The organism is Mesorhizobium sp. 2RAF21 (assembly GCF_052115345.1).
GTDB lineage: Bacteria > Pseudomonadota > Alphaproteobacteria > Rhizobiales > Rhizobiaceae > Mesorhizobium > Mesorhizobium terrae.
This window is the reverse complement of sequence record NZ_JBFRGM010000007.1, coordinates 195,428-216,822: the sequence shown is the minus strand read 5'-3', so window position 1 is coordinate 216,822 and position 21,395 is coordinate 195,428. Positions and strand designations below refer to the sequence as shown.

Below are 21,395 nucleotides of genomic sequence, written 5' to 3'. Positions count from 1 at the left end.
CAATAGATGGTTGAGGGGTGGTGGTGGCTGCTGATTCGAGGTTCGGGTCGCGCGGCCGCTAGTTGGGTATCATCTGGGCATTGACCATGGGTTCGCTCCGCAAGAGCATAGACCGCTTCCTCGACGATCGTGCACCGGCCATTCCGCGGGCCGAGCTGCCGCTCGCCAAACGCTTGGCAATGCTTGCCCAGCATGGCGATTTCTCGCTCGCCTATTCGACGGCGACGCAGCCGCTTCTTTCCTATTTCGGCGACGAAAACGGTTATGTCGCCTTCCAGACGATGATGGGCCGCCACTACGCGCTGGCCGATCCGGTCGTTGGCGAGGCTAATCGCGCTGCGCTGATTAACCGCTTCGTCGAGATCGCCGATTCGCCGTGGTTTGTGCAGATCGGCGAGGCGAGCGCGAAAATCCTGTCCGGCCTCGGCTACCAGGTCAGCCGCATCGGCTTCGACACCAGGCTGTCGCTGCCGGCTCACGATTTTTCCGGCAAGCCCAACGAGACCGTGCGCTATTCCGAGCGCTGGCTGGTCAAGAAGGGTTTTACACTGACCGAGGACAAGGGCGGGCTGGTCGATGCCGACGAGGTGCGCCGCCTTTCCGACGAATGGCGCGCCGGCCGCATCGTCAAGCGCCGCGAGATGGCTTTCCTCAACCGCCCGTTCCCGATCCTGCCCGGCCCCGGCATGCGCCGCTTCGTGCTGCTCGATCCGGACCGCAAGCTGACTGCGCTGCTCGACTTCGACCCGATCTACAAGGACGGCAAGGCCGTCGGCTACACCACCGCCTTCAAGCGCAAGCTGGCGGACGCGACGCCGCATGCCGAGATCGGGCTGACCAAATTCGCCGTCGACCAGTTCCGCGGCGAGGGTGTCGCCTCGGTGACGCTGGGTCTGTCGCCGCTCGCCGACACGGCGCCCAGCGGCTTCCCCGAAAGCACCTTCTGGCGTGGCGCCTTCGGCCGGGCGTTCGACTCCAAACTGGTCAATCGCCACCGCTTCAACCTGCAGGGCCAGGCGGCGTTCAAGCGCCGCTTCCACGGCACCGAGGAACCCGCTTACATCGCGTTCCGGCGCGGCACCGCCTCCGGAATGCTGGCGCTGCTCAGATTGCTTAAGGCGATTTGAGGTAGAGCGCCGACGCCCTATCTCCCCCCTTGCGGGGGAGAATGGATTTTCACGATCTTAGCGGCGCTCGGCCGCCAGGCCGATCTTGGCGCCACTAAGTCGTAGAAAATCCAAGAGAGGGGATATTCAGCTATGAGCGCCCCTCCGTTTATGCTCGGCTGAAGTCCAAGACGTCGATGCTCGTTCGAAGGTGAAAAGCCGCAACCTTGCGGCTGAATATCCCCTCTCTTGCGATTTCTAGCACTTAGACTGCGCCGCCCTACGGGCGTGCTCGCTAAGATGCTGAAATCGCTTTCTCCCCCGCAAGGGGGGGAGATAGTAAGGCGCCGCCCTACGTCCTCAGCCGATATCCGGTCTTGAAGATCCAGGCGACGACGCCGATGCAGACGGCGAGGAAGCCCAGCGTGATGGCGAGGCTGATCTCCACCGACACGTCGCCATGGCCGAAGAAGGCCCAGCGGAAGCCGCTGACCAGATAGACGACCGGGTTGAACAGCGAGATCGTGCGCCACACGCCCGGCAGCATGTCGATCGAATAGAACGAGCCGCCGAGGAAGGTCAGCGGTGTCACCACCAGAAGCGGGATCAGCTGCAGCTGTTCGAAGCCGTTGGCCCAGATGCCGATGATGAAGCCGAACAGCGAGAAGGTGACGGCCGTCAGCACCAGGAAGCCGAGCATCCAGAACGGGTGCTGGATGTGGAGTTCGACGAACAGCGAAGCGGTTGCCAGGATGATCAGGCCGATGCCGATCGACTTGGTGGCTGCCGCCCCGACATAGGCGATCACCACTTCCAGATAGGAAACCGGCGCCGACAGCAATTCGAAGATGGTGCCGACGAATTTCGGGAAATAGATGCCGAAGGAGGCGTTGGAGATCGACTGGGTGAGCAGGGTGAGCATGATCAGCCCCGGCACGATGAAGGCGCCGTAGCTGACGCCGTTCACCTCCGTGATGCGCGAGCCGATGGCGGCGCCGAACACCACGAAATAGAGCGAGGTCGAGATGACGGGCGAGATGACGCTCTGCATGATGGTGCGCAGCGTGCGCGCCATTTCCACCTTGTAGATCGCCCAGACGGCGCGATGGTTCATGCCTGCCTCCTCACCAGGGAGACAAAAATCTCCTCCAGTGAACTGTTTTCGGTGTTGAGGTCGCGGAACTGGATGCCGGCCTGGTCGAGGTCGCGGATCAGCGAGGCGACGCCCGGCCGTTCCGCCTGGTTGTCATAGGTGTAGGTGAGTTCGTTGCCGTTCTGGGAAAGCTCGAGATTATAGCCGTCGAAACCGGCGGGCACCGCAGTGAGCGGCGTGCGCAGCTCCAGCTTGAGCAGCTTGCGGCCGAGCTTGCGCATCAGTTCCGCCTTCTCCTCGACCAGCACGATTTCGCCCTTGTTGATGACGCCGACGCGGTCGGCCATCTCCTCGGCTTCCTCGATATAATGGGTGGTGAGGATGATGGTGACGCCGGATTCACGCAGCCGCCGCACCAGCGCCCACATGTCCTTGCGCAGTTCCACGTCGACGCCGGCGGTCGGCTCGTCAAGGAACAGGATCTTCGGCTCGTGCGACAGCGCCTTGCCGATCATCACCCGGCGCTTCATGCCGCCCGACAGCGTGATGATCTTGGAATCGCGCTTGTCCCAGAGCGACAGGTCCATGAGCGTCTTCTCGATGAAGGCCGGGTCGGCCGGCTTGCCGAACAGGCCGCGGCTGAAGGCCAGCACCGAGCGCACGGTCTCGAAGGATTCCACCGTCAGTTCCTGCGGCACCAGCCCGATCAGGCTGCGCGCGGCGCGATAGTCCTTCGAGATGTCGTGGCCGTCCACGGTGACCGTGCCGCCCGAGCGGTTGACGATGCCGCAGATGATGGAAATCAGCGTCGTCTTGCCGGCGCCGTTGGGGCCGAGCAGGGCGAAGATTTCACCACGCTTGATGTCGAGATTGATGTTCTTCAGCGCGCTGAAGCCGGTGGCATAGGTTTTCGAGACACCGGAAACGGAGATGACGGATTGCATGGGGGCAAAGGTCTGATTGGAAAGGATTTGCGATTGTGAATGCTCAATGTCGGTCAGCCGGCCGCGAAGTCAATGCCGCTGCTGACACTTCGGAACATCTCCTGACATACTGACCGGACCGCCCGTCGTCCAGGCACGATGACTGGGACGATCGTGGCGCCCGGAAATTGTGCTATAGGGGAGTGGGGCGAGGGTAAGTTCCGGCAAGCGCATGGCGCGTGCCGTCTGGAGGATTGCCCATGCGCGCCACGATGGCCGTTGCAGCCGCTGCCCTGCTTGCGTTCTCGACCCTTGCCGCCTTGGCCAAGGAGCCGCCGCCGAGCGGCGCCAAGAAGCTTTCCGAGCTCGTCGCCCTGGTCGAGCAGCGCGCGGATTTCGCCTACATCGCCGACGTCGAGTGGAGCGACAAGGGTTACGACGTCACCTACTTCACCAAGGACGGCGCCAAGGTCGAAATCAAATACGATCCTGTCACGGCAACGCCGATGAACCTGCAATAATGTGTGTGCCGGCAGCCCGCCAAACCTGCGACCTTGCGCCTCGCGTGGCGCAGAGCCGCGCGGCGGACAGCCGCTTTGACGGGCCCGTCGGGCAGGAGTAGCTTTGCCTTATTGAATACAAGCAGGAGTCGTCATGGACCCGCTCATGTTGTCGCGCATCCAGTTCGGCGCCAATATTTCGTTTCACATCCTTTTTCCTACCATCACCATCGCCCTCGGCTGGGTTCTTCTTTTCTTCAAGCACCGATACAACGTCACCGGCGACACGGCCTGGATGCGCGCCTACTTCACCTGGGTGAAGGTCTTCGCCATCACTTTCGCCATGGGTGTCGTCACCGGCATCACCATGAGCTTCCAGTTCGGCACCAACTGGCCGGGCTATATGGAAACCGTCGGCAACATCGCCGGCCCGTTGCTTGCCTATGAGGTGCTGACCGCGTTTTTCCTGGAGGCGGCCTTCCTCGGCATCATGCTGTTCGGCTTCCGCCGCGTGTCGAACCGCGTGCACACCTTCGCCACCTTCCTGGTCGCCTTCGGCACGACGGTCTCGGCCTTCTGGATCATCGCGCTGAATTCCTGGATGCAGACGCCGACCGGCTTCGAGATGCGCAACGGCCAGGCCCATGCGGTCGACTGGTGGGCGATCGTTTTCAATCCGTCCATGCCCTATCGCCTGACGCACATGCTGCTGGCCTCGGGCCTCACCGTCTCCTTCCTGGTCGCAGGTCTCTCGGCGCTGCGCTACATCTGGGGCGACCGTTCGGAATCGATGTGGAAAGCGCTGCGCACCGGCGTCTTTCTCGGCGCGGTATTGATCCCAATCCAGATTTTCGTCGGCGACCAGCATGGTCTCAACACGCTCGAGCATCAGCCCGCCAAGATCGCGGCCATGGAGGCCAACTGGAAGACCGGTCCCAACATCCCGCTGGTGCTGTTCGCGCTGCCCGACGAGAAGACCAAGGAAAACAAATTCGAGATCACCATCCCGAACGGCGCCAGCCTGATCCTGCGCCACAGCGCCGATGGCGTCGTGCCGGGCCTCGACCAGTTCGAGGGCAACCACCCGCCGGTCTTCCCGGTGTTCTGGGGTTTCCGCATCATGGTGGGCACCGGCTTGCTCATGCTGGCGGTATCGTGGGCGGCGAGTTTCTTCCTGTGGCGGCGCCAGAGCCTGCCGCAGCCCCTGGCACTCTTGATGGTGCCGATGGGTCTCTCGGGCTGGGTGGCGACGCTGGCCGGCTGGTACACCACCGAGATCGGTCGCCAGCCCTGGCTGGTGACCGGCGTGCTGAAGACCGCCGACGCGGTCGGTCCCATCGCCGGCGGTCAGGTCGCCTTCACGCTCGCCATCTATCTCATCCTCTACGCGCTGCTGCTCGTCGCCTATCTCGGCGTACTGGTGCATCTGGCGCTGAAAGCCGCCAAGGACGGCGACACCTCGCCGCTGCCTGGCGCGATGAATGCGGCACTTTCCCAGCAGGCTGCGGGGGAGTGAAACAAGGCAAGGTCGGTACCGGTAAATCGGAAGCGGTTTGAAACGAAGGGGAGTTGACGATGGCTCACAGTCGCAAGGACGAGGCGAGGGCGCTCAGCGCCGACGAACGGACGCATGTCGATCAATCCCGTCACCCGCAGGTGCAGGAACTTTCCGATACGGCTCTCGCCGATCTGATCAAACTGGTGCGCGAGCGCCGCGACAAGGCGCAGTCGGAGGCGGCCCGCCGTCGCCGCGAAATGCGCGGCAAGGCGGCGGCCAAGGGGGCACGACCCTCCGCCGACGACACGGGCTCGCGGCTGAAGGTCGAGGTGCTTGCGATGGCGATGCGCCGCCTCAATGGCGAGGCCGAACGCCGTCGCAGCAAGGCGGGTCGCGAGGCGCTGATCGCCAACGCGCGCAATGCCCTTGCCTTGCGCCAGTCGCGTGTCGCGGCCAACAAGGGCGGGTCGACCCACACCGCCGGCGAAGGCATGAGGGCCGTGGAAAACACCAAGGCCGAAAACCTGACCCGTCGCAGCGAAGTGGGTCGGGTGTCGCAAGCCACCAAGGTTGCGCAGGCCAAGCGCGATAGCCGCTGACCGGCGTCTGAAATCGGATTGTTGCCGCGGGCACGGCATCGGGAAAGGAACGCAGCGTCATGACCCTCGACTGGCCAACTCTTCTGCCCTTGATCTTTGCCGGCTTGATGGGCCTGGCCATCCTGGTCTATGTCGTGCTCGACGGTTTCGACCTCGGCATCGGCATCCTGTTCTCGCTGGCCGGCGACAAGGACAAGGATACGATGATCGCCGCCATCGGCCCGTTCTGGGATGCCAACGAGACATGGCTGGTGCTGGCGGTCGGCTTGCTGCTCGTCGCCTTCCCGATGGCGCATGGCGTCATCCTCACCGCGCTCTATCTGCCGGTCTTCGTGCTGTTGATCGGGCTCATCCTGCGCGGCGTCGCCTTCGACTTCCGCGCCAAGGTGCCGTCGGGCAAGAAGCAGCGCTGGAACCGCTTGTTCTTCGCCGGTTCGCTGATCGCCTCGCTGGCGCAGGGCTATATGCTGGGCGTCTATGTGCTCGGCCTGCAGAGCGGGCTGGCGGCGACGGCCTTCGGCGTGCTGGTGGCGCTCTGCCTTGCCGCCGCTTACGCCGCGATGGGCGCCGCCTGGTTGATCTACAAGACCGAGGGCGACCTTCAGACACGGGCGGTGCGCTGGCTGCGTTCCGCCCTGGTGCTGACGGTGCTCGGCATGGCCGCGATATCGCTGGCCACCCCGCTCGCCAGCCCGCGCATCTTCGCCAAGTGGTTCGTCTTCCCGGAGATGCTCTATCTGTCGCCGCTGCCGATCCTGTCGGCGCTGCTGTTCATCTGGCTGTGGCGGCAGACCTTCCACCTGCCAAAGGAGGGCGACCGCCACTCGCTGTTGCCGTTCCTGACGCTGGCAGCGATCTTCACGCTCGGTTTCGCCGGTCTCGCCTGGTCGTTCTATCCCTATGTGGTGCCGGACAAGCTGACCATCTGGCAGGCGGCCTCGGCGCCGGAAAGCCTGGTGGTCATCCTGGTCGGCGCCATCATCGTCTTGCCGATCATCATCTTCTATTCGTTCTACGCCTACCGGGTGTTCGCCGGGAAGGCGACGGACCTGACCTACGACTGAGAAACCGATGATGCCGGGCTGCAAATGGCGTGGCGCTGGCATGAGGCGATGCGATTTAGCGACGACCGTCGGGAATGACGGACCCAAGCCTCGAAGATCTTGCCATCACACGGGGCGACCGGGCATGCGAACCAACCCTCAACTCTTCGGGCTGGCCATGACCAGCACCGGCTTGTCGGCGTAAAGGTCCGGGAACATCGTCTTCAGGTTCTCGATCTTCGGCAGGTCATTGTAGACGATGTAGGGATAGGTCGGGTTCCGGGCGAGGAAGTCCTGATGGTAGTCCTCGGCGGGGTAGAACGCCTTACCGGTCTCCAGCGTCGTCACGATCTTGTTCGGGAACGCCTTCGTGGCTTCGAGCTGCGCGATGTAACCCTCGGCGATCTTCTTCTGCTCGGCATTGGTTGCAAAGACAGTGGAGCGGTACTGCGTGCCGTAGTCCGGCCCCTGGTAGTTGAGCTGGGTCGGGTCGTGGGCGACCGAGAAATAGATCTGCAGGAGCTTGCCATAGGTGATCTTGGACGGGTCGTAAGTGACCTCGACGGATTCGGCGTGACCGGTGTCGCCGGAGCCGACCGTCTCATATTCGGCGGTATCCTTGGTGCCGCCGGCATAACCCGAGACGGCGCCGGTGACGCCCTTGACGTGCTGGAACACGCCTTGCACGCCCCAGAAACAGCCGCCGGCGAAGACGGCTTTTTCCGTGCCGGGGGCCGATTTCTCGTCGAGCGCCGGTGGCGGGATTTTTACCGCCTCCTCGGCCGCGCGCGACGGCGCCTGCAGGAAGGTCAGCGCCGCCGCCGCGACAACGAGGCTGGCGGCGGTGCCGGTGGCAAACACTTTCCACGGCTTGCGCGAAGAATTGCGGTGTCTGGGCATGGCTTGGCTCCTTCATGGCGCCGGCGGCGTTTCCGGCACTATACGATGGCTGGTCTCGAACGGCTCTCACGATCCCGTGCTGTTGTCCGGCGGCGGATTGGGGACGGCCTCCCCCTCATCGGGCCGGCTCCCGTGCTACGCACCCTTCTCCCCGCGGGGGAAAAGGGTTTGGCGCCGACGCTGGCCGCCTCTTCTGACCGGAGAGGCCGGGTGAGGGGCTCCGAAATTTACTGCGTCTTCGGCTTCATCTTGTCGGCAGGCTTCATGGCGTCGGGTTTCATCGCGCCCTCGGATTTCATGGCACCCGCGTCCTTGCATGCCTTCATCGCCTTTTTCTTCATCATGGAATCCTTTTCCATGCCGGCCTTTTTCTTGCAGTCGGCCATCATCTTGCTGGCCGCCATCTTGTCGGCGGGCTTCATGGTGTCCATCGCGCTGGCGCCGATGGCACTGAACGCGGTCGCCGCAAAGGCAAGCGCCAGGGCCGGCAGGCTGATGGTGGAAAGACGGATCATGTTCTGCTCCTTCGAGGTTGGGCGGCGCATCTGACGGCGCCTGTTTTGCCGGGCCACGGCCCGGCAATTCCTGGACAAGGCCCGCCGCTCGGCGGGCCGGCGTTCGGCTACTCGGTGGCGGCGGCGAGGATCGGGCCGCCATGCGGCGCCTGCACCAGAACGGCGGTGGCAAGACCGCTCTTGGCCGCCGGCAGCGGCAGGGTGGTGGCCGCTCCCGTCCAGCTTCCCAGCCGGGTCAGAGCGCGCACGACATTGGCGTGCGGCAGCGTGTGGCCGCTGTTTTCGCCGCGCCCGACCGGCACCTCGACGACACCCGGCCGGTAATGGACCAGCCAGACATCCGCCCCGCCGGCCGGCGCGGTGCCGGCTCCGATGGCAGCACTACCGCCGGCGAGCGAAAGTGCTGGACCGGCGACGGGCTTGTCACGGCTGATCAGCGTCTCGATTTCGGAAAGCTGATTGCCGATCGTATCGGTGTGGCCGTTGACCACCATCTGCGGCGTGAACGGGCCGCTGCGGCCGAGGCCCGGCTCGTAGCTGACCTGCCTCTCTGTGAATTCCGGCCTGCCGAACGTGTCCTTCCAGCCGAGATAGTCCCAGTAAGTGACGTTGAAGGAGAGTGCCAGCACGCTCGGCCGGTCCTTCAGCTTGATCAGATTGGCGTTGGCGGGCGGACACGAAGAGCAGCCCTGGCTGGTGAACAATTCCACCACGGTGAGCGGCCTAGCCGTCGCTGCGCCGGTGGCCGCGAGGGCGAGGGCAATGCTGATGGCGAGGCGTTGTGCCCCGGTTCCCATGCCGCGCCTTGATCCGCTTGCGTTCATCGCCGCTCTCCCGTCTCGGACCGGTCCTGGCCGGTCACATCGGGGGTTTCGCCGGGGCGCGGCACTTCGTTACGCCGATCACCGCTTCGTGATCGAGCACCCTGTCGCGCGGCAAAAAAAGAACCCGCCGAGGACAGGGTCCGGGCGGGTTGAGCAGACGAGAGGGAACTGGAGGTTCCGGTGGAACTATTGTGTCAGCGTCGTTCCGGACGGGCGCTGCGAGAAGGCGCATTTGCCAGTGACGGAGTAGAAGAAGTCGGCGTTGACGATCGGCGCCGGTACCGGGCTGCCGCCGTCCTCCCAGGCCTGCTGGCTGGTCTGGCCGCACGGCACGGCGTTGAAGATGTTGACTTTCGTGCCGGTGGCCACTTCGACACCGTCGATATAGAGCCGGTTCGACGTCGTCGGGTCATCGCTTCTGACCTTCGTCGGATTGCCCTGGGGGACGTCCATCTGAAGGAACAATGTATCCATCTTGGTGACGTCGATGGCCGCGCCCTTGCCGCCGGTTGTGTCCAGCGTGATCGAGCAGGTCGTCATCTTGTTGCCGTTGATGATGGCGCCGGCGGGAGGGTTGTTCGTCGTACTGGTGGTCGTGCAGGTCTGCGTCTGCACCGCCTGGAAGACGCCGTTGAGGTTCGGCACCGAGATGGTGGTTGTGCCGTAACCCTTCGGGTCGCCGCCCTTGTTGTAGGTATAGGTGATCTTCATCAGCATCAGGGGAGGGTTGGTGCTGCCATAGGGCGTGCCGAACAGCGACACGGTTTTGTCCCACCAGCCCGACACCTTGGTGACGTTGAAGGTTGCCTGCACCAGCGCCGGCGGCTTGGTTGCCGACGAATTGACGTTGATGGTGACGTTGTTGATCGCGGCGACGCGCATGAAGTTGGTCGGCATGCTGTAGCTGGCCGAGGTATCGACCTTGGCGGTGCCGATATTGTCGACCGTGAAGCTGTTGAGCGTCGCGGTGCCGTCGGCGCCGTTGGCCGCGTAGAAGGCCTGCAGCTTGTCCTGCCTTTGCGCCAGCGTTGAGTCGATGGGCAGCGTGGTTATGGCCAGCGTTGCCGCGTCCAGCGCGTTCTGCATGTTGGAGCGCGTCTGCACGCCCGACGTGTAGTCGGCCGACACGCCCAGCACCGCAAACAGCGGCACCATGGAGATGGCGAACAGCGGCGTATAGGAGCCATTCTCGGATTTCAGGAAGTGCTTGAAGGACTTCAGCATGGACATATCCCAGCGACGATCTGGGCGGCAGATAGCACGCAGTCTTCAAACTCCCCGCTAACGGAACCCGTAAAGATTTAACGGTCGTGCGGATTCCCTTGGAACGCCGCCGCTTGCCCGCGCATCCGGCCCCTGATAAAGGCCGCGCCATGAGCACGCCCATTTCCAACATCCGCAACTTTTCCATCGTCGCCCATATCGACCACGGTAAGTCGACGCTGGCCGACCGCCTGATCCAGACGACTGGCGCGCTGGAGGCGCGCGAGATGACGGAGCAGGTGCTCGACAACATGGACATCGAGCGCGAGCGCGGCATCACCATCAAGGCGCAGACCGTCCGTCTCAACTACAAGGCCAATGACGGCCAGGACTATGTGCTGAACCTCATCGACACGCCCGGCCATGTCGACTTCGCCTACGAGGTGTCGCGGTCGCTGGCCGCCTGCGAGGGTTCGCTCTTGGTCGTCGACGCCTCGCAGGGCGTCGAGGCGCAAACGCTGGCCAATGTCTACCAGGCCATCGACAACAACCACGAGATCGTCGTGGTGCTGAACAAGATCGACCTGCCGGCCGCCGAGCCCGAGCGCATCCGCGAGCAGGTCGAGGAGGTCATCGGCATCGACGCCAGCCAGGCCGTGCTGATCTCGGCCAAGTCGGGCATCGGCATTCCCGATGTGCTGGAGGCGATCGTCAAGCAATTGCCGCCGCCGCGCGAGGGCGACGCCTCAAAGCCGCTGAAGGCGATGCTGGTTGACAGCTGGTACGACGCCTATCTCGGCGTCATCGTTCTGGTACGCGTCATCGACGGCGTGCTCAAGAAGGGCCAGACCATCCGCATGATGGGAACCGGCGCGAAGTATCCGGTCGAGCGCACGGGCTTCTTCACGCCGAAGATGGTGCAGGCCGAGGAGATCGGCCCCGGCGAGTTCGGTTTCATCACCGCCTCCATCAAGGAAGTGGCCGACACCCGCGTCGGCGACACCATCACCGAGGACAAGCGCCCGACCACGACCGCGCTGCCGGGCTTCAAGCCGGCGCAGCCGGTGGTGTTCTGCGGCCTGTTCCCGGTCGACGCCGCCGATTTCGAGGACCTGCGCGCCGCCGTCGGCAAGCTGCGTTTGAACGACGCCTCCTTCAGCTACGAGATGGAAACCTCCGCCGCGCTCGGCTTCGGCTTCCGCTGCGGCTTCCTTGGGCTGCTGCACCTGGAAATCATCCAGGAGCGGCTGGAGCGCGAGTTCGATCTCGACCTCATCGCCACCGCGCCGAGCGTCGTCTACCGGCTCAATCTGCGTGACGGCACGACCAGGGAACTGCACAACCCGGCCGACATGCCCGACGTGATGCAGATCCTGGCCATCGAGGAGCCGTGGATCCGCGCCACCATCCTCACCCCCGACGACTATCTCGGCGGCATTCTGAAACTCTGCCAGGACCGGCGCGGCGTCCAGGCCGACCTTTCTTATGTCGGCAAGCGCGCCATGCTGGTCTACGACCTGCCGCTGAACGAGGTGGTGTTCGATTTCTACGATCGCCTGAAGTCGATCTCCAAGGGTTACGCCTCCTTCGACTACCACCTGACCGACTATCGTGAGGGCGACCTCGTCAAGATGTCGATCCTGGTCAATGAAGAGCCGGTCGACGCGCTCTCCATGCTGGTGCACCGCACGGCGGCCGAAAAGCGCGGCCGCGCCATGTGCGAGAAGCTGAAGGACCTGATCCCGCAGCACATGTTTAAGATCCCGATCCAGGCGGCCATCGGCGGCAAGGTGATCGCGCGCGAGACGATTTCCGCCCTGCGCAAGGACGTGACCGCCAAGTGTTATGGCGGCGACGTCACCCGCAAGCGCAAGCTGCTCGACAAGCAGAAAGAGGGCAAGAAGCGCATGCGCCAGTTCGGCAAGGTCGACATCCCGCAGGCGGCGTTCATCGAAGCCTTGAAGATGGGTGACAACTGACGCTCTTTTCCTTCTCCCCGCCAGCGGGGAGAAGGTGGCCCGTTGGGCCGGATGAGGCGGGCCATCGCCCCAACCTGTTACTTCGATGTATCAACAGCATGCCGAATGGCCAGTCCGGCCATTTCCGTGCCCGCATGCCTGTCATCACTCGATCCACAGTCATCCCGCAGCGCAAATGCGTATTGCGTTGCAGCGTCGAATTGTTAGCCGCCACACGGCATCGACTGTTCTGTCGATTTACCGACACCGTGAAGATAGCTAGCCTTCCCCTCGCATTCTGCCAGAGAGAACATCATGAAATGGACTGAAAAGGACAGGAAACTGGGTATGGATCGTGTCATATCCAGGCGCGATTTCATGGACGGCGTGGCGATGGCTATCGGCGGTGCGGTGGCGCTGCGCGCCATGGGTCCCGGTCCGGCGCACGCGCAGGCAACTGCGGTTACATATCCGCCTTCGGGCAGCGGGTTGCGTGGCCAGACCGATGTCGCGCAAAACGTCATGCACGCCGTCCGCGACGGCTTTTACTGGTCCGACGCCGGCCCGGTCACATCAAGCGCCGAGAGCTATGATCTGGTCGTCGTCGGCGCCGGCCTTTCGGGCCTCGCCGCCGCTCACACCTTCCGCAAGCAGGCCGGCGCCGACAAGCGCGTGCTGGTCCTCGATCCGCTCGAGGACTTCGGCGGCCACGCCAAGCGCAACGAATTCACCGCCTCGAACGGCGCGAAACTCATCGGCTATGGCGGCAGCCAGTCGATGCAGACGCCGAGCTATTTCAGCCCCGCCGTCAACGCGCTGCTCGGCGACATCGGCATCGATCCCAAGCGCTTCGAAACCTTCTACGACCAGAAATGGTCCGAGGATCGCGGCCTGTCAGGCGCCATCTTCTTCTCCAGGGAGCAGTGGGGCGAGGACAAGCTGGTCATACGCTCGGGCAAGCCGTCCGAGTGGGTGGCGGAGACGCCGCTCAACGACAAGGCCAAGGCCGACCTGATCGCGCTGATGGAGGCGCCCGGCGACTATCTGCCCGGCCTGACCCGGGAGCAGCGTCTGAAGAAGCTGTCGGAGATCACCTACAGGGCGTTCCTGCTCGACCACGCCAAGGTCGATCCTCAAGTGGCCGACTACCTCGCCACCTCCACCAACGGCTATTTCGGCGTCGGCATCGATGCCGCGAGCGCGCTCGACGCACGCGCCAACGGCAATCCGGGCTTCAACGGCATGGACCTCGGCGACGCGGTGTCGAAATACAACAGCCCGTCCGGCCGTCTCGCCTTCACCGATCCCGACCACTACATCTATCATTTCCCCGACGGCAACGCCGGCATTGCCCGCGCTTTGGTTCGCGCGCTGGTGCCGGGCGCGCTCGCCGGCGCGACGATGGAAGAATTGGTCACCCAAACCGTCGACTACGCAGCCCTCGACAGGCCGGAAAACCCCGTCCGCATCAGGCTGAATTCGACGGTCGTCAAGGTCGCCCATGACGGCGCGGCCGATAGCGCCAAATCGGTCATCGTCACCTATGCCGATGCCGCCGGTAAGCCGGTCAGCGTCAAGGCCGGCCACGTCGTTCTGGCCTGCTGGCACCGCGTCATCCCCTACCTCACTGATGAGCTTGCCGCCGACCAGGTCACAGCCCTCAACGACCAGCAGAAGGTGCCGCTGATCTACACCAATGTGCAGCTCCGTAACTGGGAAGCCTTCGACAAGCTCAAGATCGACGGCTTCACGGCGCGCGGCGATTTCTGGAGCGGCGCCGACATCGATTTTCCGGTCTCGATGGGCGATTACAAATTCGCCGAAAAGCCGGGCGATCCCACCATCCTGCACCTCTCCAAGGTGATGACCAGCCCGGGGCTCGCGCCGCGCGAGCAGGCGCTGGCCGGTCGGCGCGCGCTGATGGTGCTGAGCTTCGAGGAGATGGAGCGCTCGATCCGGGACCTGCTTGGCCGCGCCCTTGCCGGTGGCGGCTTCGATCCTGCCCGCGATATCGAGGCCATCACCTGCAATCGCTGGTCGCACGGCTACGCCTTTGAATACATGCGTCCCGGCGACGGCTTCTGGCCCGACGGCCCGCTGCCCGTCGAAGCCGCGCGAAAATCCTGGGGCCGCATCTCCATCGCCAATGCCGACAGCGGCGCCTATGCCTACGCCCACTCGGCCATCGACCAGGGCGTCCGCGCCGTCCGCGACCTCCTCGGTACGCCGGACGGGGCACCCGACTTTGCCCGCTTCCCGGGACCGCCGGCGGAAAAGATCGGGCTCTGAGACCTGCGATCGATGCTCTCTTCTCCCCGCCAGCGGGGAGAAGGTGGCCCGGTGGGCCGGATGAGGGGCAGCGCCCCGCTATTTCTTCACGGCGAAATCCACCGTCTGCTTCAGCGTGCCATCGACGAATATCTGCACCTGATAGGTGCCGACCGGCCAGCCGGCGTTCGGCTTGGTCATGGCGGAATCGACGTGGTTTTCCAGCGCGCCGATCTCGAAGCTGACTTCGTCGATCTTGTAGTTCGCCGGCGCCGCGCCGCCGGAATCGACCGCGATCCAGCTCACGGTGAGTTTCGATCCCGAAGCCACATCGTCGGTCATGTCGGCGGAGAGGAAAATCTTCGCCGTGTCGGGCGTAAATGTCGTCTGGGTCTCCTCGGCGCCCTCGCTGTCGGACAGGACGATGTTTTCAAACCCTTCGGCCTGCGCGCGCGCAGAAAACGCCCCAACCGCCACCAGTGCCGCCGCCCCCATCATCATCGACCGAAAACGCATGCTCTTCCCCAAGATTGAACCCGCCGCCCGCGCCCGACTCATGCGATGCGCGCCAGCGGCTGCATGGTAGAACGTAAGGGCTGGGGTTTGTCTATGAGGGGGTGAGGCGCGGTCCGCGTCAGCGGATGAAAAGCCAATTGCTTGGCTTTTCAAGCGACGAACGCCCCGAGACTACGGTCGAGGATTGGGAGGCACAGTTCTTAGTATGAGCGAATTGCATCTTGATCTATTTGGTAGGCTGGGACCAGTCGATAGTGCCGTTCATCGACGATCTTGATCGCCCCCTTGTGGAGCGTTAGTTCGAACAGTGCGACGACGCCGCCGTCCATAAACTGAGCAGAAACTGCCCTGCAAGCTAAACCCGGAAATTTTTGCTCTACGAAGGTAATGTCTTGGGTTGTTTGGACAACGCCAATCTGGTCCTTGCCGCCTTTTGCCTGTACAGGGATAACATAATGGCAGCCTCTTCTGTCTAAACCTATGTAGAGTTCATCAATCTCTATTTGTCCAATTCCTTTGACGGATGTTCGTAGGTGGTTTTGCAAGCTGTAGGTGGTCAATCCAAGGAATGTATCGATCAATCGATTGTAGCGAACGATAGCTAGAAGTGCTTGTTCGTCGTCAAGAGCATAGGCGCGGATAATCTCCGGCGTTGCATCTGGGATCGCAGTCTCAACTAGGTCTTCTCGGGGAAGAATTCTCTGTGCTCTAACCAATCGAAATCGATAACGAGCACGGCCGGCTCCTTCGATTATCCATTCCCTGCCTTTGGACTGGGTCGCCAGTATGCTCTCAGGATACGAAATGCGATATCGCAGTGCGTAGGTTATATCGCCCTGATTCTTTGGAAGGGCAATTTGTAGTTCGCTTGCTGCGTCCTCCATCTCTGATCGAGCGAACTCAAAATCCGTCATTCCCTCTTCATAATGATTGAAGAAGATCTTTTCGATAACGAGCTGATAGCGGTTCAGTTTATTTGTTTTAGCCATTGACGATACGCAGTACCATTCGGCTTGCTTCAATATCAACTTGCTTGCGTTTCTTTGCGCCGCTTTTTCGATCGCGTTTGGAGGGTGGGGCCTTCACGCCGAAATGTTCTGCTGCTTCCGAGAGTTCAAGATAAAGAAGTTTGGGGTCACCAAGAGGCAATGCATGCTCAGCGAGGCCCAAGTCTCCCGAAGTCGGTCTTAGCTCAACGCCTAACGCTTTAACGACTTCGCGGCCAACTGCTCGTGCGAGTGGTGGCGGGACCGAATTGCCGATTTGTCGTGCCCCATGCCACTTGGTCGAATGAAAACGAAACCAATCGGGGAACCCGTGAAGTCGGGCCATTTCTCGAACGGTTACGCACCTATTGTGTTCGTAGTGAATGGGCCGCGGACTTGTGAACGCGCCTCTGGCTCCGTCGGTCCCGGCACGAAGCGTATTGGAAAGGCCGCTCGGGGAAAGTTTGAAGAAGCGACTGATAGGTTCAACTGATCCCGGTTCAGTTTCTGCGAAGCGTTGTTTGGAAATTTGGGTGTGAACGGTGCGAGCGCTGGAGGTCAAAACAGTGGGGTTCCACTCGCGCACGTGTCCGAAATGCCAGGCTTCGCTCGTCATGCAGCGCAGTTCTGCGGCATAGGCAGATGGCCTCTTGAACGCGCTTGTCCTGACGGCGTCGATGTCGCTCAAGGTGTCGAAGCGTTCCGCGTCAGGCAAGTCGTCTATGGCTTCCTTGCAGGTCGGACCGTTTGGTAATCCTTGAATGTGGCGTTTGCCGTCGGCTGGATTTGTTGTGGGTTGCGGATAGTCGGGGAGATCGCCGCCCTTCTTTGCGCCGAACAAAATGAGCCGCTGCCGATGCTGAGGCACACCGTAGTTTGCTGCATCTAGTACACGCCAAGGTAAGCGAACATTGTATCCGAGCTTATCGAAGGCTTCGACAAGTTCGTCGAGAAACGCTCTGTGTCTTCCGACCGTCAAGCCTTTGACATTTTCGAACACAAATGTTCTGGCGTCGAGCTCGCCAACAAGTCTCACGAAATCCATAACCAGGCTATTGCGCGGATCATCAAGAACGCGATGACCAATCATGGAGAAGCCCTGGCAGGGTGGACCGCCAAATACACAATCGATCTCTTGGTCTTCGAGGTCAGCAAGTTTGCGCAATTCATTGCCTGACAAGCCTGCTACAGAGGTTGGGATGACCTTGGTATGCGGGAAATTAAACTCGTGAACGGCGCAATGAACAGGGTCGATTTCCACCGCCGCAGCTATGTCAAATCCTGCTTGTTCGAAGCCGAGACTCATTCCACCTGCTCCGGCGAAGAGGTCTATGGCAACAGGGCGTTTCTCGAGCTTTTGATCGCGGTAACTTTGATTCATGAAAGGAGCTTAGCTGCTGGTTGTTCTTTTGTCGATCGAAATTGTAGCGCGATCCACAAAGCTCACTAGACGTTGGATCAGAACTTGCTCGTCACCCAGTTCGCATTGCCACAAGACGAGCGTTTCCCAGCCGAGTGTGTGGAGAGCCATCAAGTTCCTCTCATCTCTTGCTCGATTCGCTGCTATCTTTGCCCCCCAATATTCAGTGCGCGATTTGGGGGCACGGCCCTTTAAGCAGCCATGACCGTGCCAAAAGCAGCCATGTACGAAAATAGCCTTCCGTCTCCCTTGAAATACGATGTCTGGCGAGCCAGGAAGGTCGCGGCGATGAAGGCGATAGCGGTAACCCGATGAGAACAATAGGCGCCTGACAAGCCATTCTGGTCCGGTGTCTTTGCTCCCAACGGATTGCATTATCCGTCGCCGCTGATCTGGTGTGCGCGTATCGGTCACTGCAATAGCGTAGCCGGGTTTGTTCTCGACGTCATGACCGGCAGAGACGGTGCAATCGATTTCCTGCATTTGTCGTGTTGCCCGATATCGCCGAGATGAATTGTCCGCCGCCGTGCTGAAGTTTAAAGCTATGCCTTGAGGGGCCATCTAAATTCCCAGCAATTTGCTGTCGCGCGCTGAGTTGGAAACAACGACGGGACGCAGAAACCGTGCCACGCGCTACCTTGAGCCCCCATGGCCCTGCTCACCGGCTCCTCATAGCGTTCCAAGCGACCTGACAACAATATCGGGGGGGGGTGAGGTAGGAAAATTATCCTCTGCTGCACTCCATCCCTCCCTTCGCACCCGCACATCAATTGTTGCGATGCGAAAGGCCGTCCGCTAGGCTCCGACCATCGTCCGGTGGCTGAATGGGCTTGGGTCGCCTGCCGGGTTCTCTCTGGTCAGGGAGTTGATCTTGACGACGGCGACCATCGCGCGGCTTGGAGCCGCGCCAGCCCAGGCCGTGCACGCCCGGCTTCTTTATCTCGACGGCTGGCGCGGCCTGTCCATCGCGCTGGTGCTCATCGGCCATTTCCTGCCGGTGCCGGGCATCAATCTGGCTCTGCTCGGCGTCGAGTTCTTCTTCGTCCTGTCCGGCCGGCTGATGGCCGAGATCCTGTTCATCGAGAATTATCCGCTGAAGGCTTTCTTCAAGCGGCGTTTCTCGCGCATCTACCCGGCGTTGCTGGTGTTCGTTCTGGCCGGCATGGTGTTCTTCGCCGGCACCTTCGTCGCCTATAAATGGAAGGCGGCGCTCACCGCGCTCACCTTCACCTATAATTATGTCGGCATCCTCATCAACCGCGCCGGCGCGCTCGACCACATCTGGTCGCTCTGCGTGGAAGAGCACGCCTATGTGGCGCTGGCGCTGATCAGCGTGCTGGTCGCCCGGCGCCGGCTGGCCATCGTGCTGGCCGCGCTTGCGGTGCTTTCGATGGCGAGCGGGGCGGTGTCCTACTGGGTGTTCCAGCTCGGTTTCGAGGCCAGCTACTGGCGCACCGACACCCACATCGCCTCGATCCTGGTCTCGGCGCTTTTGTGCTGGCTGAAGACGTTTCCGCGCTGGCGCGCCGCCATGCAGCACCCGGCGATCGCGCCGGTGGCGGTTTTGTGCGGCACGCTGTTCTTCCTCGATGCGGTGCCGATGCCGCTGCACTACATGGCCGGCACGCTGTTCCTGGCGATCGCGGTCAACACGCTGGATTTCGCGCCCGTGCGGCTGACCGGCCTGTTGTCGTGGCGCCCGGCGGCACAGCTCGGCCTGTGGTCCTATTCGCTCTATCTGTGGCAGCAACCCTATTACAAGTTCGTCTATTTCAAGGGCAGCCCGGCGCTGCCGATGCTCGGCCTCACCTTCGCCTGCGCGCTTGGCAGCTATTATCTCGTCGAAAACCCGGCGCGGCGCTGGCTGAACCGCAATTGGTGAGACGGCGCTGGGTCGGTGAAAGGGCGGGGCTGGCGGTTTCCCTTCGCCGGCGGCTTGCGTTAAGGGCTTGGGCAAAGTTGCTTCCCATGCCGGACCACGCAGACCATGAACGCCAGATCCCGACCCCAATCCAACAACCCGCTGTTCCCGGGCCCGCTGTTCCTGGGCATCGACACCGGCGGCACCTATACGGACGCGGTTCTGTGGTCGGAGGGCTCGACGGGGTCCAAGGGCACCGTGGTCGCCAAGGCGAAGTCGCTGACCACCCGGCACGATCTCGCCGTCGGCATTTCGGGCGCGGTCGGCCAGGTGCTCGAAAAGACCGGCGCCGATCCGGCCTCCATCAAGCTGGTCTCGATGTCGACGACGCTCGCCACCAACGCCCTGGTGGAAGGGCAGGGTGGGCGCGTGGCGCTGATCATGATCGGCTTCGGCGAGGCCGATCTGGAGCGCGACGGCCTCAAAAGCGCGCTCGGCACCGACCCGGTGTTCTTCTGCCCCGGCGGTCATGACGTGCACGGCAATGCCGCCGCCCTCGACCTTTCCGAGCTGGAAGCGGCGCTGCCGGAGCTTGGCCGCTCCGTCTCGGGTTTTGCGGTCTGCGCCTATTTCGCCACGCGCAACCCCGCCCACGAGCTCGCCGCGCGCGAACTGATCCGCGAAAAGACCGGCCTGCCGGTCACCTCCAGCCACGAATTGTCGTCCAAGCTTGGCGGGCCGCGCCGGGCGCTGACGACACTGCTCAATGCGCGGCTGATCGCCATGATCGACCGGCTGGTGGCGGCGACGGAAGGGTTTCTGGCCGAGCGCGGCATCGCAGCACCGCTGATGGTGGTGCGTGGCGACGGCGCGCTGGTCTCGGCCGATTTCGCCCGCCAGCGGCCGATCGAGACCATTCTTTCGGGCCCCGCCGCCTCGCTGGTCGGCGCCCGCCACATGACCGGGCTGGACGATGCGGTCGTCTCCGACATCGGCGGCACCACTACAGACGTTGCCGTGCTCGACAAGGGCCGGCCGCGGCTCGATCCGGAAGGCGCCACCGTCGGCGGCTTCCGCACCATGGTGGAGGCGGTGGCCATGCGCACCTTCGGTCTCGGCGGCGATTCCGAAGTGGCATTGGAAGAGGGCGGGCTGTCGCCGAAGATCCTGCTTGGGCCGCGCCGTGTCGTGCCGCTGGCGCTGGCCGGCCTTGCCCATGGCGAGGCGGTGATCGCCGAGCTGGAACGGCAGCTGCGCGCGCCGAACCCCGGCCGCATGGACGGACGCTTCGCCGTGCGCACTGGTGTGCCGGAGCGGCTGGCGGCGGGGCTGACCACGCCGGAGGCCAAGCTCTACGAGGCAATCGGCGCCGTGCCGCTGCCGATCGACCGGCTGCTGACCTCCAACGCGCAGAACGCGACGCTGAACCGGCTGGTGGCGCGCGGCCTGGTGCATGTCTGCGGTTTCACCCCGTCGGATGCCGCGCACACTCTGGGCAAGCAGGCGAACTGGGATGCCAAGGCCGCCCGGCTCGGCGCCGAACTCTTCGCCCGCCGCAAGGACGGGCGCGGCCAGCCCATAGCGGCCTCGCCGGAAGAGATTTCGGAACGCGTGCTGGTGGCGCTCACCCGATTTTCGGCTGAAGTCATCCTGGAAACCGCCTTCGCCGAGGACGGGCTGGATGGCGCCGCCACAGTGGCACACGCGCTGGTGCAGCGCGCGGTCGACGCCCATCCCGGCATCGCGCGGCTGACCGTGGCGCTCGACCGGCCGGTGATCGGCCTCGGCGCCTCGGCGCCGTTGCACTACGCGGCGCTGGCTCCGCTGGTCGGCAATGAATGCGTGGTGCCGGTCGACACCGATGTCGCCAACGCGTTGGGCGCGGTAGTCGGCCAGGTGCGGGTGACGGCGGAAGCCCGCGTCAGCCAGCCGAAGGAAGGTCTGTTCCGGGTTTCCTCGGGCGAGGGCGTGCGCGACTTCCTCAATGAGGCGGATGCGCTCGCCAAGGCCGAGGCCGATGTCAGGAAGCTGGTCGCCAGCCGCGCCAACGAGGCCGGCACCGACACCGCCGAGATCGATGTGGCGCACGATATCCGCGCTTCCGTCGTCGAGGGCCAGCGCATGTTCATCGAGGCGCATATCGTGGCAACGGCCGCCGGCCGGCCGCGTATCGCTGCGTAAC

General features: G+C 63.0%; 19 protein-coding genes. 9 read left to right on the top strand and 10 right to left on the bottom strand.

Annotated features, from left to right (window positions below):
• Positions 1 to 86 precede the first annotated feature (86 nt).
• Entirely contained in the window at positions 87 to 1,127 is a 1,041-nt protein-coding gene (locus tag AB4136_RS13620) for a phosphatidylglycerol lysyltransferase domain-containing protein (RefSeq protein ID WP_024924740.1), read from the top strand.
• A 331-nt stretch (positions 1,128 to 1,458) separates the two neighbouring features.
• Here AB4136_RS13620 and AB4136_RS13615 read toward each other — a convergent pair whose 3' ends face one another.
• Both AB4136_RS13615 and AB4136_RS13610 read right to left on the bottom strand, forming a co-directional pair.
• The gene (locus tag AB4136_RS13615) at positions 1,459 to 2,220 is read right to left on the bottom strand and encodes an ABC transporter permease (protein ID WP_024922264.1); all 762 of its coding nucleotides are present in this window, start codon (positions 2,218 to 2,220) and stop codon (positions 1,459 to 1,461) included.
• Positions 2,217 to 3,143, bottom strand: a complete 927-nt coding sequence (locus tag AB4136_RS13610) for an ABC transporter ATP-binding protein (RefSeq protein ID WP_024922265.1) — start codon at positions 3,141 to 3,143, stop codon at positions 2,217 to 2,219. The genes AB4136_RS13615 and AB4136_RS13610 overlap by 4 nt, the downstream gene beginning before the upstream one ends.
• 239 nt (positions 3,144 to 3,382) lie before the next feature.
• Here AB4136_RS13610 and AB4136_RS13605 point away from each other — a divergent pair, with 239 nt between their 5' ends.
• The 4 genes from AB4136_RS13605 (at position 3,383) to AB4136_RS13590 (ending at position 6,783) form a co-directional block, all read left to right on the top strand.
• Positions 3,383 to 3,643, top strand: a complete 261-nt coding sequence (locus AB4136_RS13605) for a PepSY domain-containing protein (protein WP_024922266.1) — start codon at positions 3,383 to 3,385, stop codon at positions 3,641 to 3,643.
• Between the two features lie 133 nt (positions 3,644 to 3,776).
• The gene (locus AB4136_RS13600) at positions 3,777 to 5,138 is read left to right on the top strand and encodes a cytochrome ubiquinol oxidase subunit I (protein ID WP_024922267.1); all 1,362 of its coding nucleotides are present in this window, start codon (positions 3,777 to 3,779) and stop codon (positions 5,136 to 5,138) included.
• 59 nt (positions 5,139 to 5,197) lie between these two features.
• Positions 5,198 to 5,719 (top strand): hypothetical protein, encoded by a 522-nt coding sequence (locus AB4136_RS13595; protein ID WP_024922268.1) that lies wholly within the window; start codon positions 5,198 to 5,200, stop codon positions 5,717 to 5,719.
• Positions 5,720 to 5,778: 59 nt separating this feature from the next.
• Entirely contained in the window at positions 5,779 to 6,783 is a 1,005-nt protein-coding gene (locus AB4136_RS13590) for a cytochrome d ubiquinol oxidase subunit II (protein ID WP_024922269.1), read from the top strand.
• Positions 6,784 to 6,921: 138 nt separating this feature from the next.
• Here AB4136_RS13590 and msrA read toward each other — a convergent pair whose 3' ends face one another.
• From msrA to AB4136_RS13570, 4 genes are all read right to left on the bottom strand, one after another.
• Entirely contained in the window at positions 6,922 to 7,662 is a 741-nt protein-coding gene (gene msrA / locus AB4136_RS13585) for a peptide-methionine (S)-S-oxide reductase MsrA (protein WP_024922270.1), read from the bottom strand.
• Positions 7,663 to 7,889: 227 nt separating this feature from the next.
• Complete coding sequence (locus tag AB4136_RS13580) at positions 7,890 to 8,177, bottom strand: hypothetical protein (RefSeq protein ID WP_137901152.1); 288 nt, start codon at positions 8,175 to 8,177, stop codon at positions 7,890 to 7,892.
• 107 nt (positions 8,178 to 8,284) lie between these two features.
• A complete protein-coding gene (locus AB4136_RS13575) occupies positions 8,285 to 8,974 on the bottom strand; it encodes a DUF1223 domain-containing protein (protein ID WP_036254948.1) in 690 nt (229 codons plus the stop codon).
• Between the two features lie 213 nt (positions 8,975 to 9,187).
• Positions 9,188 to 10,225, bottom strand: coding sequence for a TadE/TadG family type IV pilus assembly protein (locus AB4136_RS13570; RefSeq protein ID WP_024922273.1), 1,038 nt, complete (start codon positions 10,223 to 10,225; stop codon positions 9,188 to 9,190).
• Between the two features lie 149 nt (positions 10,226 to 10,374).
• Between AB4136_RS13570 and lepA the strand changes: the two genes are divergently transcribed.
• Complete coding sequence (gene lepA, locus AB4136_RS13565; RefSeq protein ID WP_137901151.1) at positions 10,375 to 12,183, top strand: translation elongation factor 4; 1,809 nt, start codon at positions 10,375 to 10,377, stop codon at positions 12,181 to 12,183.
• Between the two features lie 327 nt (positions 12,184 to 12,510).
• On the top strand, positions 12,511 to 14,451 hold the full coding sequence (locus tag AB4136_RS13560; RefSeq protein ID WP_441931248.1) for an NAD(P)-binding protein: 1,941 nt from the start codon (positions 12,511 to 12,513) through the stop codon (positions 14,449 to 14,451).
• A gap of 78 nt (positions 14,452 to 14,529) precedes the next feature.
• On the opposite strand, the gene AB4136_RS13555 is transcribed toward AB4136_RS13560, so the two are convergent.
• The 4 genes from AB4136_RS13555 to AB4136_RS13540 form a co-directional block, all read right to left on the bottom strand.
• On the bottom strand, positions 14,530 to 14,946 hold the full coding sequence (locus AB4136_RS13555) for a hypothetical protein (protein ID WP_137901149.1): 417 nt from the start codon (positions 14,944 to 14,946) through the stop codon (positions 14,530 to 14,532).
• A gap of 200 nt (positions 14,947 to 15,146) precedes the next feature.
• Positions 15,147 to 15,968 (bottom strand): endonuclease, encoded by an 822-nt coding sequence (locus AB4136_RS13550; protein ID WP_441931247.1) that lies wholly within the window; start codon positions 15,966 to 15,968, stop codon positions 15,147 to 15,149.
• Positions 15,928 to 17,313 carry a DNA cytosine methyltransferase gene (locus AB4136_RS13545; protein WP_137901148.1) on the bottom strand — a complete coding sequence of 462 codons (1,386 nt, stop codon included), beginning with the start codon at positions 17,311 to 17,313 and terminating at the stop codon, positions 15,928 to 15,930. Before AB4136_RS13545 ends, AB4136_RS13550 begins: the two co-directional genes overlap by 41 nt.
• Positions 17,314 to 17,322: 9 nt before the next feature.
• On the bottom strand, positions 17,323 to 17,835 hold the full coding sequence (locus AB4136_RS13540; RefSeq protein WP_441931246.1) for a very short patch repair endonuclease: 513 nt from the start codon (positions 17,833 to 17,835) through the stop codon (positions 17,323 to 17,325).
• A 388-nt stretch (positions 17,836 to 18,223) separates the two neighbouring features.
• Here AB4136_RS13540 and AB4136_RS13535 point away from each other — a divergent pair, with 388 nt between their 5' ends.
• Both AB4136_RS13535 and AB4136_RS13530 read left to right on the top strand, forming a co-directional pair.
• Positions 18,224 to 19,234, top strand: a complete 1,011-nt coding sequence (locus AB4136_RS13535; RefSeq protein WP_441931245.1) for an acyltransferase family protein — start codon at positions 18,224 to 18,226, stop codon at positions 19,232 to 19,234.
• A 105-nt stretch (positions 19,235 to 19,339) separates the two neighbouring features.
• Complete coding sequence (locus AB4136_RS13530) at positions 19,340 to 21,394, top strand: hydantoinase/oxoprolinase family protein (RefSeq protein WP_024922278.1); 2,055 nt, start codon at positions 19,340 to 19,342, stop codon at positions 21,392 to 21,394.
• Position 21,395: the final 1 nt, after the last annotated feature.